This is a genomic window from Actinoplanes awajinensis subsp. mycoplanecinus, assembly GCF_001509495.1.
GTDB classification, from domain to species: domain Bacteria; phylum Actinomycetota; class Actinomycetes; order Mycobacteriales; family Micromonosporaceae; genus Actinoplanes; species Actinoplanes palleronii.
Genome location: NZ_LLZH01000121.1, coordinates 61,958 through 76,482, shown reverse-complemented (window position 1 = coordinate 76,482; position 14,525 = coordinate 61,958). Strand labels below are relative to the sequence as shown.

The 14,525-nt window shown below is 68.5% G+C and carries 11 protein-coding genes and 3 tRNA genes; 5 read left to right on the top strand and 9 right to left on the bottom strand.

Annotated elements, in window-relative coordinates; translation table 11 throughout:
• Positions 1-383: 383 nt before the first annotated feature.
• Both ADL15_RS15555 and ADL15_RS15550 read right to left on the bottom strand, forming a co-directional pair.
• A tRNA-Arg gene (locus tag ADL15_RS15555) sits at positions 384-456 on the bottom strand.
• Positions 457-495: 39 nt separating this feature from the next.
• Positions 496-586, bottom strand: a tRNA-Ser gene (locus ADL15_RS15550).
• Between the two features lie 496 nt (positions 587-1,082).
• On the opposite strand from ADL15_RS15550, the gene ADL15_RS55325 reads away from it, so the two are divergent.
• Positions 1,083-1,946 carry a hypothetical protein gene (locus ADL15_RS55325; protein ID WP_232344119.1) on the top strand — a complete coding sequence of 288 codons (864 nt, stop codon included), beginning with the start codon at positions 1,083-1,085 and terminating at the stop codon, positions 1,944-1,946.
• Here ADL15_RS55325 and ADL15_RS15535 read toward each other — a convergent pair.
• Positions 1,895-2,683 carry a CPBP family intramembrane glutamic endopeptidase gene (locus ADL15_RS15535; protein WP_067690493.1) on the bottom strand — a complete coding sequence of 263 codons (789 nt, stop codon included), beginning with the start codon at positions 2,681-2,683 and terminating at the stop codon, positions 1,895-1,897. The genes ADL15_RS55325 and ADL15_RS15535 overlap by 52 nt on opposite strands.
• A gap of 108 nt (positions 2,684-2,791) precedes the next feature.
• Here ADL15_RS15535 and ADL15_RS15530 point away from each other — a divergent pair, with 108 nt between their 5' ends.
• The gene (locus tag ADL15_RS15530; RefSeq protein ID WP_067690491.1) at positions 2,792-3,901 is read left to right on the top strand and encodes a globin domain-containing protein; all 1,110 of its coding nucleotides are present in this window, start codon (positions 2,792-2,794) and stop codon (positions 3,899-3,901) included.
• On the opposite strand, the gene ADL15_RS15525 is transcribed toward ADL15_RS15530, so the two are convergent.
• Positions 3,898-5,436, bottom strand: a complete 1,539-nt coding sequence (locus tag ADL15_RS15525) for a peptide deformylase (protein ID WP_067690489.1) — start codon at positions 5,434-5,436, stop codon at positions 3,898-3,900. The genes ADL15_RS15530 and ADL15_RS15525 overlap by 4 nt on opposite strands.
• 317 nt (positions 5,437-5,753) lie before the next feature.
• On the opposite strand from ADL15_RS15525, the gene ADL15_RS15520 reads away from it, so the two are divergent.
• Complete coding sequence (locus ADL15_RS15520) at positions 5,754-6,470, top strand: hypothetical protein (protein ID WP_067690954.1); 717 nt, start codon at positions 5,754-5,756, stop codon at positions 6,468-6,470.
• 936 nt (positions 6,471-7,406) lie between these two features.
• On the opposite strand, the gene ADL15_RS15515 is transcribed toward ADL15_RS15520, so the two are convergent.
• Positions 7,407-9,278 (bottom strand): glycosyltransferase family protein, encoded by a 1,872-nt coding sequence (locus tag ADL15_RS15515; protein WP_083971313.1) that lies wholly within the window; start codon positions 9,276-9,278, stop codon positions 7,407-7,409.
• Between the two features lie 395 nt (positions 9,279-9,673).
• On the opposite strand from ADL15_RS15515, the gene ADL15_RS15510 reads away from it, so the two are divergent.
• Positions 9,674-10,387: a class I SAM-dependent methyltransferase gene (locus ADL15_RS15510; RefSeq protein ID WP_067690486.1), complete on the top strand. Its 714-nt coding sequence runs from the start codon at positions 9,674-9,676 to the stop codon at positions 10,385-10,387.
• Positions 10,388-10,521: 134 nt separating this feature from the next.
• Here ADL15_RS15510 and ADL15_RS15505 read toward each other — a convergent pair whose 3' ends face one another.
• The 4 genes from ADL15_RS15505 to ADL15_RS15490 all read right to left on the bottom strand — a co-directional run bounded on the left by ADL15_RS15505 (position 10,522) and on the right by ADL15_RS15490 (position 14,329).
• Positions 10,522-11,052, bottom strand: coding sequence for a YbhB/YbcL family Raf kinase inhibitor-like protein (locus ADL15_RS15505; RefSeq protein WP_067690483.1), 531 nt, complete (start codon positions 11,050-11,052; stop codon positions 10,522-10,524).
• 331 nt (positions 11,053-11,383) lie between these two features.
• Positions 11,384-12,070: a C40 family peptidase gene (locus ADL15_RS55320; protein ID WP_232344114.1), complete on the bottom strand. Its 687-nt coding sequence runs from the start codon at positions 12,068-12,070 to the stop codon at positions 11,384-11,386.
• Positions 12,071-12,598: 528 nt separating this feature from the next.
• Complete coding sequence (locus ADL15_RS15495) at positions 12,599-13,213, bottom strand: DUF4352 domain-containing protein (RefSeq protein ID WP_232344112.1); 615 nt, start codon at positions 13,211-13,213, stop codon at positions 12,599-12,601.
• Positions 13,214-13,366: 153 nt separating this feature from the next.
• Positions 13,367-14,329, bottom strand: coding sequence for an NAD(P)H-quinone oxidoreductase (locus ADL15_RS15490; protein ID WP_067690480.1), 963 nt, complete (start codon positions 14,327-14,329; stop codon positions 13,367-13,369).
• A gap of 78 nt (positions 14,330-14,407) precedes the next feature.
• On the opposite strand from ADL15_RS15490, the gene ADL15_RS15485 reads away from it, so the two are divergent.
• Positions 14,408-14,492, top strand: a tRNA-Ser gene (locus ADL15_RS15485).
• Positions 14,493-14,525: the final 33 nt, after the last annotated feature.

Below are 14,525 nucleotides of genomic sequence, written 5' to 3'. Positions count from 1 at the left end.
GCAGCTCGGCTCGGACGCTTTGCCAGCGGTTCCCGAGGACGGTAGCCCGTGTCGGCCATGGCCCGCGGCAGCCACAGCCGGTTCGCCCCACGCCGCCCACCGGCTCGCGCCGGGCACGGGCACGTACCCCGGTAGCAGCCTGCCCGGAACGATCAACAAACCACGATAGTCACTCGCAGTAATCGGTGCGAGCACCGAGTCGGCCATGGTTCCCGTGGGGAAATTGCTGCTCAACGCCCGAATCCGCTATGGACGGAACACGTTTCCGACACGCGATCACCATCCGATCACCACGCTCCCACCAGATGGGATTTTGGAGCGCGAAAATGGGAAACAAAAAGGCCGTGACCTTTGTTTCCGCAGGTCACGGCCTTGATTTTTTGTGCGCCCGAAGGGACTCGAACCCCTAACCTTCTGATCCGTAGTCAGATGCTCTATCCATTGAGCTACGGGCGCTCACTCAGTGCTCAACCAGCATACACACCGGCTTTCGCGCGGAGACTCCGGGATTCGAACCCGGGAGGGGCGGTAAAACCCCAACCGCATTAGCAGTGCGGCGCCATAGACCGGACTAGGCGAAGTCTCCCCGGTGGCTCGTACCGAACCACCAGGCGTTGACAATACCGGACCCGCTCAGCGTCGCACAAAGAGGTCGGCCCGAAACCTCCCGAAGATCTGCCACGAAGGCCGCCAACAGGTGAAACGTTGCGCTTGCGACTACGCTGCGCAGGATGGAGGAGAAGCAGACGCCGCGCGCCCGCAATCCCCGCGCGCCCTTCAGTGGGCCGCAGTCGGAGGAGCCGGCCGCCCCGCCACGGCGTGCGACGCCGCCGGCGGTCACTTTTCAACCCCCGCGGGTCGAGGAAGGTGCCGAAGGTCACCCTTCAAACCCCCTTTCCGGTACGACGGAGCGCCCGGCCCGCCGCCCCAGCACCAGGGCGCCGAAAGCCACCCGCCCCGCAGCGCCCCGCCCGGCACCGCCCGCCGACAACGCGCCCGCCGAGCCTCCGCGCCACGAGCCGGCCGCCGAGCCGGCAGCACCTGAGGCCACCACGCCCGAGGCGGCAACTCCAGTAAGAGCAGTGAAGGCACCGAGGCCCGCCACCGCGAAGGCCACGCCGGCCGCCAAGAAGGCCACCCCGGCCCGCCGTCCCCGCAAGGCCACCCCGGCAGCCGAGCCCGCCGCGACAACAGAGCCGATCCCGGCCCCCGAGCCGATCACAGCTCCAGAACCGATCCCGGCCCCCGAGCCGATCACAGCCCCCGAGCCGATCCCGGCCCCCGAGCCGATCACAGCGCCTGAGCCGATCCCGGCGACACAGCCGGTCGCGGTGATCGAGCCGGCGCCCCCGGCCATTCCCGCCCAGCCCAACCGGGCCGCGGCCGTCCCGCTCCGCACCGCGGATCAGCTTGCCGTGGAGCTCTGGCCCCGCCTGCTGGCCGACCCGCGCAACGCTCCGAAGACTCTCGCCGACAGTGCCGTGCAGACCCTCGGCCCGCGTGCCGCCGCCTGGGCCGCGCAGACCAGGGCCGCCTACCCGGCCGCCACGCCGCGGGATCTGGCCCGGCTGGCCACCGCCCAGTTCACCCGCGCGGCTGAACGTCGGTCGCTGCTCAGTGCGCTGGCCGGCACGTACGCTCCGGTCGCTCTTGTCGCCACGGCCGCGCTGACGCACGCGGAGCTGGTGCTGCACCTCGCCGCGGCGTACGGTCTCGATCCCACCGACCCGGACCGGGCAGCGGAAATCGTGGTCCTGCTGCCGAATTACCGCAGCGGAGCGGCCTGGGCCGCACTGCGCCTGGCCGACCGGGTCCTGCCGGGAACGAGCCTGCTCGGCGCCGTCCTCGGCGGCCGCAACGCGGCGGAGACCGTGGCGACCCGGGCACAGCGCCGTTACGGGTGGTATTTCAGCCAGTCCAGCCAGGAGTCGGGCAGCAGTTCGTAACCGACGAACGCGGTGATGTCGAGCAGGCTGTGCGCCACGATCAGCGGCATCACCCGCTTCGTCCGCAGGTAGAACAGTGCGAACACGACGCCCATCACGACGTTGCCGACGAAACCGCCGAAGCCCTGGTAGAGGTGGTAGGACCCGCGCAGCACCGCGGAGCAGATGATGATCCGCGGCACCGACAGTTCCAGCTGCCGCAGCCGCGTCATCAGGTATCCGATGACCAGAACCTCTTCCAGTACGGCGTTCTGCACCGCCGACAGGATCAACACCGGAACAGCCCACCAGTACGGCTGCAGCGCGGACGGCACGATCTGCGCGCTCGCCCCGAGCTGAATCGCGGCGTACACCAGCAGCAGGCCGGGGATGCCGATGCCGGCGGCGAGGGCGGCACCCCAGCCCGCGTCGTGGGCCGGACGGCGGAAGTCGATCCCGAGATCCCGGCCGGGCCGGATGTCGTCACGGCGCAGCAAATACCAGGCCAGCGCGACCGGCACCAGGTCGAAGAAGATGTTCAGCAGCTGGTATGTCAGGTCCAGATACGGCCGGGCGGACAGCGGCGCGTTGAGCGTCGCGGTGTGGCTGGCCAGCGGTTGCCCGTCGGTGAGTTTCGCGGTCAGCGACACCACCGAGAAGATCGCGGACTGCCCGAGCGACAGCAGCAGGACGATGATGATCTCGGCGGTGTACGCCGATCGGGTGGACTGCTGTCGTTCGAGGGTCACGGCGACCACTGTACGAGAGGCACAAACTCGGTCATTTAGGCAAGCGACGCGCCCGGGCGGTGACGAGTCGCACTTTTGGTGCGTCGCGTTCCTGACTGTGCTGACCACCCTGAATGCATGGGAGACCTCGCACGTTTGCTCAAGGAGAGCTGGAGCCTCGTCGAGGAACATCAGGACAAGGTGGCCGGCTATTTCTACGCCCGCCTGTTCCTGTCGCACCCGGACCTCCGCGACCTGTTCCCGGTGCACATGGACGTGCAGCGCACCCGGCTCCTGAACGCGATCGTGACCGCGGTGCAGACCCTGGAGGACCCCGAACAGTTCGACGACTACCTGCGCGCGCTCGGACGGGACCACCGCAAGTTCCACGTGATCCCGGAGCACTACGAGGTGGTGGGTGGGGCGTTGATCGAGTCCATGCGCGCGTTCGCGGGCGAGCAGTGGGGTGTCGAGTACGACCAGGCCTGGGCCGACGCGTACGCGGTGATCGCCGCGAAGATGCTGGCCGGCGCGGACGCTGATCAGAATCCGCCGTACTGGTACGGCGAGGTGGTCGCGCACGAGCGCCGCTCGCACGACATAGCGGTCTTCACCGTGCTGCCGCTGCAGCCGCTGGAGTACCGCGCCGGGCAGTACCTCAGCCTCGAGGCGACCAAGTACCAGCCTCGACTGTGGCGCACCTACTCCCCGGCGAACGCTCCGCGCCGGGACAACACGCTGGAGTTCCACGTCCGGGCGCTCGGCGCCGGCTGGGTGTCCAGCGCCCTGGTCCGCCGGCTGCAGGTGGGCGACATGATCAAGCTGGCCGCCCCGATGGGCACCATGACCCTGGACCGAAGATCGACCCGGGACGCCGTGTTCGTGGCCGGGGGCACCGGCCTGGCTCCGGTGAAATCCCTGCTGGAGGAACTCACCCGGTACAACCGGACCCGCTGGGTGCACGTCTTCTTCGGCGCGCGGACCCGCGAGGACCTGTACGACCTGGCCGACCTGAACCGGCTGGCCGCCCGCTACCCCTGGCTGTCCGTGGTCACCGCCTGCAGCGACGATCCCACGTTCCCCGGCGAGCAGGGCAACATCTCCGACGTGGTGGCCCGGTACGGACCGTGGAACGAGCACGACTTCTTCGTCTGCGGTTCCGGCGCGATGGTGAAGGCCAGCCTGACCAAGCTCGCCGAGCTGCAGGTCCCGTCGATCCGGATCAAGTACGACAGTTTCAGCGACTAGTTCTGGTAGTCCCAGGGACGGCCGTTCTGCTCGTACTGCGTGACCGGGACCAGTTTGGCGTCCGGCTTCATCCGATCCACGTACAACCTGCCCTCGAGGTGGTCGATCTCGTGGCTGATCAGCCGGGCCAGCGCCCGCTCGAAGACGGTCACCACCCGGGCGCCGTCGAACCTCGCGTGCTCCACCTCGATCCGCAGCGGCCGGGCCACCAGCCCGCGGTAGTCGAAGAAGGACAGGCAGCCCTCGTACTGCTCGTCCCACTCCGCCGACTCACCGACCACCCGCGGGTTGAGCAGCACCACCGGCTCGACCTCCCGATCCGGCGGGCGGACCACGGCGGCCGCCACGGTCAGCCCGATCTGCGGCGCGGACAGGCCCACCCCCTTGGTGAACTCGTGCAGGTCCTCGAGCTGGGCGAGCGAGGTGAGCAGCCGGGTGACCGTCTCCCGGGCGGCCGGCCCCTCCCGGGGCAGCTGGAAGTGCCGGGACCGCTGCCGGAGCAGGTCGGAGCCGCGCTGCACGATGCCGATCCCGCGCATCCGGTGCGAGGCGCGGGGCAGGACCGGTGGTTCGGGTGGGCCGAGCTCGTCGTATTTCGGGGCGTCGGCGCCGCGGTACCGCCACTCGAGGCGGTACCGGGCGTTCAACAGGGGCTGATCGGTGGACCACTCGAAGATGGCACGACCTCCCTCGTTGCGGCGTTCCAGCGGGCTGCGCACCGGGACCTCGGCGGCCAGCGACACTTCGACCCCCCACACGGTGGGCTCGAAGATTTCCGGAAAATCCAGGCGTACGGTCAGCGAGCGGGTGGGCAGCCGGACTGCCCGCTGGAACCACTGGCCCCACTTCTCCTCGCCGACCGTGTACGCGTACTCGATCGTGGTGCGCTCGTTGGGGTAGAGCGGGAACTGGCCCTGCTCGTTCGCGAAGAGCAGCCAGAACTCCTTGGCCGCGTCCCGGTCGAGCTTGACCCGCCACTGCATCGGCTCGGCCGCGCCACCCTCGCCGGCCAGCGCGTGCACGTCCATCTCCTCGAACGTCAGCGGGTTCTCCCGGTGATGCCGGTTGGAGCCGGCCGGGTCGTTCGGGTATCGGTCGATGGCGATCTTCACGAGGTAGCGGGTGACCGGCTCGACACCGGCGTTGTAGAGCGACCGGACCACCCGGCAGCGATACGCCCCGCCGACGTAGGCCAGCTCGGCGATCTCGCGTTCCACCACCAGGCCCGTGCCCGGCGGCAGCCACTGGAGCGGCACCGGCGGGTCCCGGTGCAGTGCGGAACCCCGCGCGTGGCGGAGTTCGTCGTACTCCTGGAAGCGTTGCCAGATCGCGCCGCCGGCACCCAGCACCGCCTCGGCCCGGCGGGCGAAGTCCTCGGTCGGTTTGTGGCGTCGCCCCTCGACGTGACTGACGTAGGAGGGATCGAAGCCCATGCGTGCAGCGAGCTGCTTTTTGGTCATCCCACGCTCGACGCGCCACTGCGCAAGCGCCGTCACGAACTGATCTGCGGCCCGGTCAACGGGCGAGGTGGTCATCACGGATGTCCCCTTCGCGACGGCACACTCAGTGTCGCCGGGACCCGGTGTCCGGATGGGGCTAGTAGCGCGTTGCCGACAGGTACCTTGACAAAACCGGCAGCCCCACCACGCTACGTTAGGTAATCATGGCAGAGGGTATTCGCCCGAAAGATCCCTAGCCGTAGTTGGTTAGGCTACCCTTAATCAGGTACGCTCGGTCGCCTGAGAGCACTGCCCGCACGCGGTGAGGTGGAGAAGCTGGTGAACGTGTGACCGTCACCCTGGAACTCGCCGGATTCCGTCCGCTGGCTCCCGTGAACGCGACGCTGCAGGCCATGTTCGGCGGCGTCTACGTGCCCGCCCTGGCGCCCGGCTTGATCGTCTCCGACCAGCCCGGATGGTCCACCACCGAACTGCTCACCGGCCCCGCACTTGACACTCTGCTGGAGTCGGCCGGCCGCCGCTGGAACGCGCAGCCGCACGCCGCCGCCGCGCTCGCCTGGAAGACGTATGCCTACTGGCTCGCCCTGCCGGCGGTCCTCGGATGGGTCTCGGCCCGCCGCGTCCCGCTGATCACAGCCGGTAACACCATGATGAGCTTCACCAACCCGGACGTGTTGATCACGATCGGTGTCCGCGCCGGCACCCCGATCGCCGTCCTGCCGACCGACGATCTGGCGCTGCGCGGCCACCCGGACGCCGTCGTCGTCCCGGACGAGGCCGCCCTGCTCGCCGAGTTCCGCCGCAGCCTGCTCGACGAGCACCTGGCCCCGCTGCTGGACGCCTTCCACAGCCGCGTCCGCCTCGGCAAGCGCCTGCTGCTCGGCTCCCTGGCCTCGGGCATCGCCTACGGCATCCTGCGCTCCGCCGACACCACCCCCGGCCCCTCCGCCACCTCGATCGACCTCCTGCTCTCCACCCTGGGCATCCGCGACCTGATCGACCTGGTCCCCACCACCCACGGCCAGCTGGACGTCCAGCGCAAAACCTGCTGCCTGGCCTTCACCCTCCCCCAGCCGAAGATCTGCCCCGGCTGCTGCATCAAACCCTGACCCCACCCACCGCCGGCGGGGCGGTGAGTGCCCACACTCGGTGCCGCTGGGCCAACAAACCCACGCCCCAATGCCGGCGGGGCGGTGAGTGCCCGCACTCGGTCAGCTCCAGGGTCGCCAACAGCACGCGATCAAGGCTTGCGTGCGCCCACCGCCCCCATAGGGGCCACAGCAGCACGCAACCCCACAACGCGGACACCTACCGCCCCCACCGGCCCCGAAAGCATGCGCCGGGAAGCGCGAGCGGAAGGCAGGGCACGGCACGGCGCGGCACGGTGGCGAGTCAGCGACCACATTGGCGGCCCCAGCGCGTCAGCATTGCCGAAAACCACCCGAATTGCGTTTTACCGAATTACGGCCGCAGCGATCCGTAATCGATCATTCCCCCGGCACCCCGGATTTCTCGACGATCCGAGACCCTCCGCCCCCTCCCGGACCCCGCCAGAGAAGAACCGAGGAGGACCGGACCGAGCCACGGACCGATCCCCCGGGACCGAAACGGACGACCCGCCAGCAACCGCCGGACCCGGCTCCGGACGTACCAAAAAATAAAAAAAGCCGACCCAAAGGTCGGCAACCCACCGCAAGCCCAGCCCACGCCCCGATAGTCAAAATCAGAACTAACTCCACCACGTGACCCGCAAGCCACCCACCAGCCACCGAGACGAGCCCAAAAAAAACTCAAGCCCCAAAAATCAGCAACCCTCAAAAAGCCCGAGGAAAACCCGCACACAGAACCCCCGGCCAACCAGAAAAATCCGAAACGCGCGGCCGGAAACCCCCGCCAGGAAAGGTTTTGGGCGGGATGGCCCACGCAGGGATCAAGCCTGACCGCCCGGAGTGGGCCATCCCGCCCAAAACCGCCCACCTCGCGCAAGCAACCCACTCAACCGCAAGCCCGCAAAAACCGATCGACCGCAAGCCCGCAAAAACCGCTCAACCGCGATCAGAAGCCACGATCACCGCATCCGGATCGTCGACCAGCGACCGAACGTCCCACACCCAAACCCCACCGTTCCAGACCGGCCGGAACCCCACGAGGTCGGACATGGTCCGGAGCATCTCGATGTCCCGGGTCTGCGGGGTCAGCACCACCACGCCCGCTCTCCAGTACCGCAGATCCGCCAGAGTCATCTCCCGGCGTGCGTCGGTCACCTCGGGAGTCGGGTTCCCCTGCCGGATCGACGCCATCAGCCCGCTGGTCGGCCGCCACGGCGGAGCAAAAGCGGCCGTGTGATCCCCGGGATCCTGCGGGTTCTGGTTCGGCAGCAGCGCATAAGCACCGGCGATCCGCATGTCCTGCCCGGTGTACGCGCTCCACCGCAGCGGGTCCGGGTAGTTGCTGTCCGGCAGTGGCAGCGTGACGACGGTGTGCTCGTCGTCGACGAACTGCTTCCACGCGCCGGACGTGACGAACGCCGGCACCGGCTCCATCGGCACGCTGGCCAGCTGGATCGGGACGAGCGGCACCAGCGCCATCGCCACCGCGGTGACCATCGCGACCCGGACCGGCCCGCGGGTGTGCGGCTGGGTCTCGATCAGGTCGGCGGCCCGCTGGCAGCCGAGCGCCAGCACGATCCCGACGACCGGCGCGATGGCCATCGCCCACCGGGTCGGTACGGCCGAGTTCAGCACCGGCAGGTGATGCAGGAACGCCCAGATGCCCGGGATGCCGGTGTCCACGCCGTTCAGCACGATGTGCGGCCCGAGTGACATCGCCGCGAAGAGCACGGCCAGGAAGCCCAGGGTCAGCACCGCGGCGCTGCGCCGGAGCCAGAGGATCAGCCCGAAGAAGAGGACGACAAGGCCCCAGCCGAAGAACGCGTTCTGCTCGGACGGGTTCTGCGCCAGCACCAGCGGCACGCTCGAGTTCCCGGCGACCGAGTGCGTCGAGTAGGCGGTGAAGGAGCCCAGATCGGCGCCGAAGCTCCGAACGTATTCGGACAAGCCGGCGTACGACTGCGGGCCGAAGAACTGCACGCTGAGCGGGTAGGCCAGGGCCGCGAGGGCACTGGCGGCGGCCACACCGAGCCCGCGCAGGAACGCGAACACCTCACCCCGGTGCCCCTTGCGGCGGACCACTGCCATCACCGCGCAGAAAACGCCGAGTCCGACCGCGGTCATGAAAAGGATCTCGAGGTTGATGAACGCCTGCCAGATCAGCAGGCCGCCGAGAAGAAGGCCGTTGCGCATCGCCCGGCCGGGCACGCGCAATTCCAGCGTCCGCCAGATGATCAGCGGGATGAGGAACTGCGAGACGATGTTCGGGTGGCCGGCCGCGTGCGAGATCATGCTCGGCGCGAACGTGCAGAACAGGGCGCCGACCCAGGCCGCGAGCCGCGAGGACACCAGGTATCGGGCGAGCACCAAATACCATGAAGAACCGGTTAATGCCAATGCGCCGGTCAAGAATACGTTGAACGCCACATGTGGGCCGAACAGAAGAGTGATGGGCGTCAGTGGCAGCGAAACGGCCAACGCTGACGTGTTGGCCATCATGTTCACCCCATCGGGGTAATTCATGCGATCCGAGAAGAACGGATATACGCCATCCGTGAGCACTCGGGCACCGTGCGCCAGCATCCACTCGAAGAAAGCCTGATCCTGTGGATCATCTCGCAACTCATGATCAAGATTGAGCCACAACGGCGCTGTGACGAAGAGCGCAACAGCAAGGAAACTTACTATTGCCAGAACGTCCCGCCAGGCTGGCACGCGCCACAGAGGACGACCGCGTGCAGGCGCTGTGGCCTGCTCTTCGGTCGTTTCCACGGCAGGCGCGACAGCGGCAGGCGCGGCCGCTGTCATGCCGTCCTCAAGTGCGCGCAGCTCGGCGTCCAGGTCCTCGGCTGCGGTCACTTGGCGAGGCGGCAGAACGTTCTCACCAGCGGTCTGGCCCGTCGAGTCAAAACCCGTAATCGTCATAGCATCGGCGAGCCTAACCGAGGTTGCGAAGAGTTCCGCAGTGAGCGCCCGCAGCGTGATAGAGACGATATGTACGCGTGTTTTCCGCGTGTCCATGGATCACTCTCTGTCCGGCCCGTCGGAGCCGGGTAACCCATCGAAGTGCCGTCCGGGCTATGTCTCAATCAGGCCAAAAAATCTGCGTGACCCGGTGCTCAACTTTCGGATAGCGGCTCTAGATGGTTAACTTCACCGGTCCCGCTGTCAGCTCAGATCGGCAAGATGAGGGAACCTCACCTATGGCAGACATCACTGGAGACCAGCGGATCCAGTCCGAAGTGCTCGAAGGCCTCGCCACGGCCGTGAACCACCGTCGGTGGTTCGTCGAGCTCGCTCTCCCATACCTCGGGGACAACCCCATCGAGATCGGCAGCGGCCTCGGTGACTACGCCATCGAGTGGGCCGAGCACCTCCCGCGGTTCACCGCGACGGAGGCCGACCCCGATCGGCTGGTCCTGCTCAAGGAGCGGATGGCCGACCACCGGAACATCGAGGTGCGGCAGATGTTGCTGCCCGCGCAGGATGCCGCCGGGGAGTACAGCGCCGCCGTCTCGTACAACGTGCTCGAGCACATCGAGGACCACGTGGGCGCGCTGCGGAGCATGTCGGAGCTGGTCCGCCCGGGTGGCCGCGTGATCATCATCGTGCCGGCCTTCATGTTCGCGATGAGCAACGTCGACATCGCGACCGGGCACATCCGCCGGTACACGAAGAAGACGCTCGGTGCGGCCTTCGCCGAGGCCGGCCTGGAGATGGAGAAGCTCCACTACGCGAACGCGCTGGGCCTGATCGGCTACTACGGCGCGACCAGCATCTTCAAGCTGGCGCCGAAGGAGGGCCCGATGGTCAAGGTGTATGACAGCCTGGTCCTGCCGGTCACCAAGGCAGCCGAGCGCGTGGTCAAGCCGCCGTTCGGCCAGTCGGTCTTCGCGGTGGCGCGCACGCCCCGCTGACCCGCACGAACACCTCGAGGCGACGGCCATCCGGCCGTCGCCTCGCTGTTTGCCAGGGTCTCGTCAGCCGAGCCTCCTCGGCCGGGAGACCGGCCGGGGAGACCCAGCCGGCGAGATCCGGCCAGGGCGAGCGGTCAGGCGCGGACCTGGAAGGTCGCTCGCAGGGTGGCCCGGGCCAGGGTGTGGAACGTCAGGTTGAAGCCGACGACAGCCGGCGACGCGTCCGGCGTGACCTCGAGGGCGTCCACGTCGATCGCGTGCACCGCGAACACGTACCGGTGCACCCGGTCGCCGGGCGGCGGCGCGGCACCGCCGTAGGCGCGGTCACCGTAGTCGTTGCGGACGCAGAACGCGCCCTCCGGCGACGGGTCGACACCCCGATCAAGAGCGGTCACCGAGACCGGCAGGTTGACCAGCACCCAGTGCCAGAAGCCACTGCCGGTGGGCGCGTCCGGGTCGAAGCAGGTGACCACGAACCCGCGGGTCTCCGGCGGGAATCCCGACCAGGACAACTGGGGCGAGAGGTTCTTCCCGCCGGTGCTGGTGTGTGCGTACAACTCGTCGAGCGGCTGCCCGTCCGTGACGTCCGCGCTGGTCACCGTGAAGGTGGGGACCTGCGGCAGGATGTCGTACGGATCGGGGGCCAGAGCTCGGTCAAGACTCATCGGGTCCTCCGGCGTGGTGTCTGAACTCGTCTGGCTTTCCCACGATTAGCCGACGGTAACCGCCGGAGGTGTCGCCCGCCTTTCACCCACGTTGCCGGCGCCCGTCACTCGAAAAGGGTAAACGCACAGGTGGTGCGCACCCTCGGGGTGATCCTGGGCGATGCTTCTGTCAGACATCCGACCGGGTGCGTGTGGCAGAGATCCCCGCGCCTGGCCGTGATCGGCACGCGACAGCGGCCACAAGCAAGCCGGCACCCGTCCACACGGCGGGTGCCGGCTGCTGTCCGTGGCGGCACCTGTCGTCGGCCGGCTGCCGTTCGTGGCCGGCAGGTCAGGAACCCGGGATCCGGGCCACCCGCAGGCCGCGATAGACCTTCCGGTAGCTCACCCCGGTCCGCCGGTTCCCCGCGTCGATCATCATGCCGCGGCCCATGTAGATGCCCACGTGCCCCGGCCCGATCACCAGGTCACCCGGCCGGGCCTGCCCCCGCGGGACCCGACGGGCCCGGGAAGCCTGCGCGCCGGACGAGTGCGGCAGCCGCATCCCGGCCCGGGCGTACGCCTGACGGGTCAGCCCCGAGCAGTCGAACCCGCCCCTGCTGCCCTCGCCGCCGTGCACGTACCGCTTGCCGACCTGCGACCTGGCGTACGCGATCACCGCGTTCATCCCGCCCCGAGTGGCCCGCAGCGGCCGTTCCACGGTGCGTCGCACGGTCTTGCGCACCATGCCCCGGTGCGACACCGTGGTCCGCCGCTGGGCGACCACCCGGCGCACGGCCCGCTCCGGCCGCTGCCGGGCCTCCCTGGCCGGCGGCTGGTGCGCCTCCCGAGTCGCCGGACGCTGCCGCTCGGCGGACGAACGTTGCCGCTCAGCGGACGAACGTTGCCGCTCAGCGGACGAACGTTGCCGCTCAGCGGACGGCCGTTGCCGCTCGGAGGCCGGGCGCTGCTGCTCCGTCACCGGCCGCCGGAGCGGCTGTGCGGTGACCGGGCGCACCCGCAGCGGAGTCACCGGCACCGGCCGCACCGCTGTCGAACGACGGATCATCGCCCGGGTCGCCCGCTCGGAAGTGGTCTGACGCCGCTGGTACAAGCTCTCGTCGAAGCCGCCCGAAGAGTCGATTCCGCCCGGGAACCCGTGGACGGCGAGACCGTCCAGCTGGTGCCCGGCGGGCGGAACCAGGCGCGGTCCGAAGACCGCTGGTTCCGGGTGAGCCGGCAGGGCCTGCGGGGCTTGGAAGGCCTCCGCGGCGTGCTCGGCAGGGTCTACGGCCGGTGCGATGACGGCCAGCGCTAGAGCGCCGGCGGTCAGCACGCGGCGTGTGGACGTACCGTGCAGTGTTGCCTCCGAAATAGGCCCGGGGCACTCGCGCGAATCCCATCTCAGCGCGGCGGATGGTGCGGTGCCGCGCTATTACCCCGTCGAGACAGAGCAATGGGAACCCGGACAACTTTGGTATTCCGTGGACCATGCCAACACACCTGGAATTGCTATGTGGCTGGATTCAGATAATTAATCCCTCGATCTCGAACAGATAAAGGGACATCACTGTTCGGCTGCCGGCAGTGACATCCGGATGCCGGGCGTGGTCATCGAGCCGTGCAAAGAAACCTCGCTGAGCTGGGAATCCTTCGGAACATCGAAGGGCAGAACCCCGTTCACCGAGGTCCGCGGACGGATCTCGTCGAGCAGTGTCGGGCTGTCATCATTGAGAAAAACCGCAGCCTCGGCGGCAACCGCGTAGGCTGCTCCGGTGGTGTCGTAGACGCGTTGCGCCGAACTGTCGAACAGTTCCGGCTCGACGCCGTTGTTCGTGACGCGTACGTCCAGCAGACAGAACTGGCCGTCCGCGCGTTGTTCCCATCCGTCCGGGCCGACCGCGGAAACCCCGCACCGCACGCGTTTCACCCGGACCGCGAATCCGCCGGGCGCCGTGTCGGCGGCATCGGCCGCGGGCAGTCCGCGGACCACCACCGGGCCACCGGCCGGACGGTCGGCGGTGGCCACCGCCCAGATGCCGAACGTGATCAGGGCCAGGGCGGCGACGATGCCACCGCCCACCCAGACCCGGGTCCGCCAGCGCAGCGCCCACTCGTCCACACCCTCGTCATCCGGGTCGATCACCCGGATGGTCGTGGCCCGGTGTGGTGTGTACGTCACGGTGTCCCCCAGCGAACAGATCCTTGGCGCACCCGAGAATCGGACGCGCTGTCCGTCCATGCTGGGTTGACCACGGCCGACCGCCGCCACGACTCGCCGCAAATGGGACTTTATCCGGCAAATCTTCCAGAGGATATTCCCTCGATCGGGTGATCAGCGAAGCAAAAGGATCTTCCCGAGGTGATCACTCGACGCCATCAGCTCCTGCGCGGCGGCTGCCTCGGCCAACGGGAACGTGGTGTGGATGACCGGTTTCACCACACCGGCGGCGACCAGTGGCCACACCTGATCGCGGACCCCGGCGACGATCCGCGCCTTCTCCGGCACCGGGCGGGCGCGCAACGAGGTGGACGAGATGGTGCCGCGTTTCGCCATCAGCGCACCCAGATCCAGCTCGGCGCGGGTGCCGCCCTGGAAGCCGATCACCGAGATCCGGCCGCCCGGCGCGAGCGCCTCGATGTTGCGGGCGAGATACGTCGCGCCGATGATGTCGAGCACCACGTCGACGCCGCGGCCACCGGTGGTTTCGTGCACTGATCGTACGAAATCATGGGTTTGATAGTCGATGGTGAGATCGGCGCCGAGCGCGCGCAGCCTCTCGTGTTTCGCGGACCTCGCGGTGACCAGCACCGTCGCGCCCAGCGCCTTGCCCAGCTGCACCGCGAACGTGCCGATCCCGCTGCCACCGCCGTGCACCAGCAACGTCTCACCGGCCCGCAGCCGATCGTGCGACACCGTGTTGGACCAGACCGTGCAGGCCACCTCGGGCAGCGCGGCCGCCTCGACCAGCGACAACCCGGTCGGCACCGGCAGCAGCTGACCGGCCGGCACCACGACACGCTCCGCATAACCCCCGCCGGCCAGCAGCGCGCAGACCCGCTCACCCACGTGGTGACCGTCGACACCCGGGCCGACCGCGCTGACCACCCCGGAGCACTCCAGCCCCGGATAGACCGGCGCACCGGGCGGCGGAGGGTAGTGGCCCTGGCGTTGCAGCAGGTCAGCCCGGTTCACCGCGGCGGCGGTGACGTCGATGACGACCTCGCCGTGGCCCGGCTCCGGATCCGGAACCTCGGTCCAGAGCAGCTGCTTGTCCTCGATCACGATGGCGCGCATGACTTCGACTGTGCCCTAGAGGTACGACACGAACACCACGACCGGAAGAGCGTCTGGCAGACTGAAGCGGGCACCACGGGAGGACTCGCCTAGTGGCCGATGGCGCCGGTCTTGAAAACCGGTATGGGGAAACTCATCGTGGGTTCGAATCCCACGTCCTCCGCTCGATCCTGAGCCGCAAAAACCCCCGCTGACC

What these genes read in the sequence shown, in the direction of transcription:
- ADL15_RS15530 (WP_067690491.1), top strand. Translation starts at nt 2,792, where the DNA reads ATGGGAGACCTCGCACGTTTGCTCAAGGAGAGCTGGAGCCTCGTCGAG.
- ADL15_RS15525 (WP_067690489.1), bottom strand. Translation starts at nt 5,436, where the DNA reads ATGACCACCTCGCCCGTTGACCGGGCCGCAGATCAGTTCGTGACGGCG.
- ADL15_RS15520 (WP_067690954.1), top strand. Translation starts at nt 5,754, where the DNA reads ATGTTCGGCGGCGTCTACGTGCCCGCCCTGGCGCCCGGCTTGATCGTC.
- ADL15_RS15515 (WP_083971313.1), bottom strand. Translation starts at nt 9,278, where the DNA reads ATGACAGCGGCCGCGCCTGCCGCTGTCGCGCCTGCCGTGGAAACGACC.
- ADL15_RS15510 (WP_067690486.1), top strand. Translation starts at nt 9,674, where the DNA reads ATGGCAGACATCACTGGAGACCAGCGGATCCAGTCCGAAGTGCTCGAA.
- ADL15_RS15505 (WP_067690483.1), bottom strand. Translation starts at nt 11,052, where the DNA reads ATGAGTCTTGACCGAGCTCTGGCCCCCGATCCGTACGACATCCTGCCG.
- ADL15_RS15490 (WP_067690480.1), bottom strand. Translation starts at nt 14,329, where the DNA reads ATGCGCGCCATCGTGATCGAGGACAAGCAGCTGCTCTGGACCGAGGTT.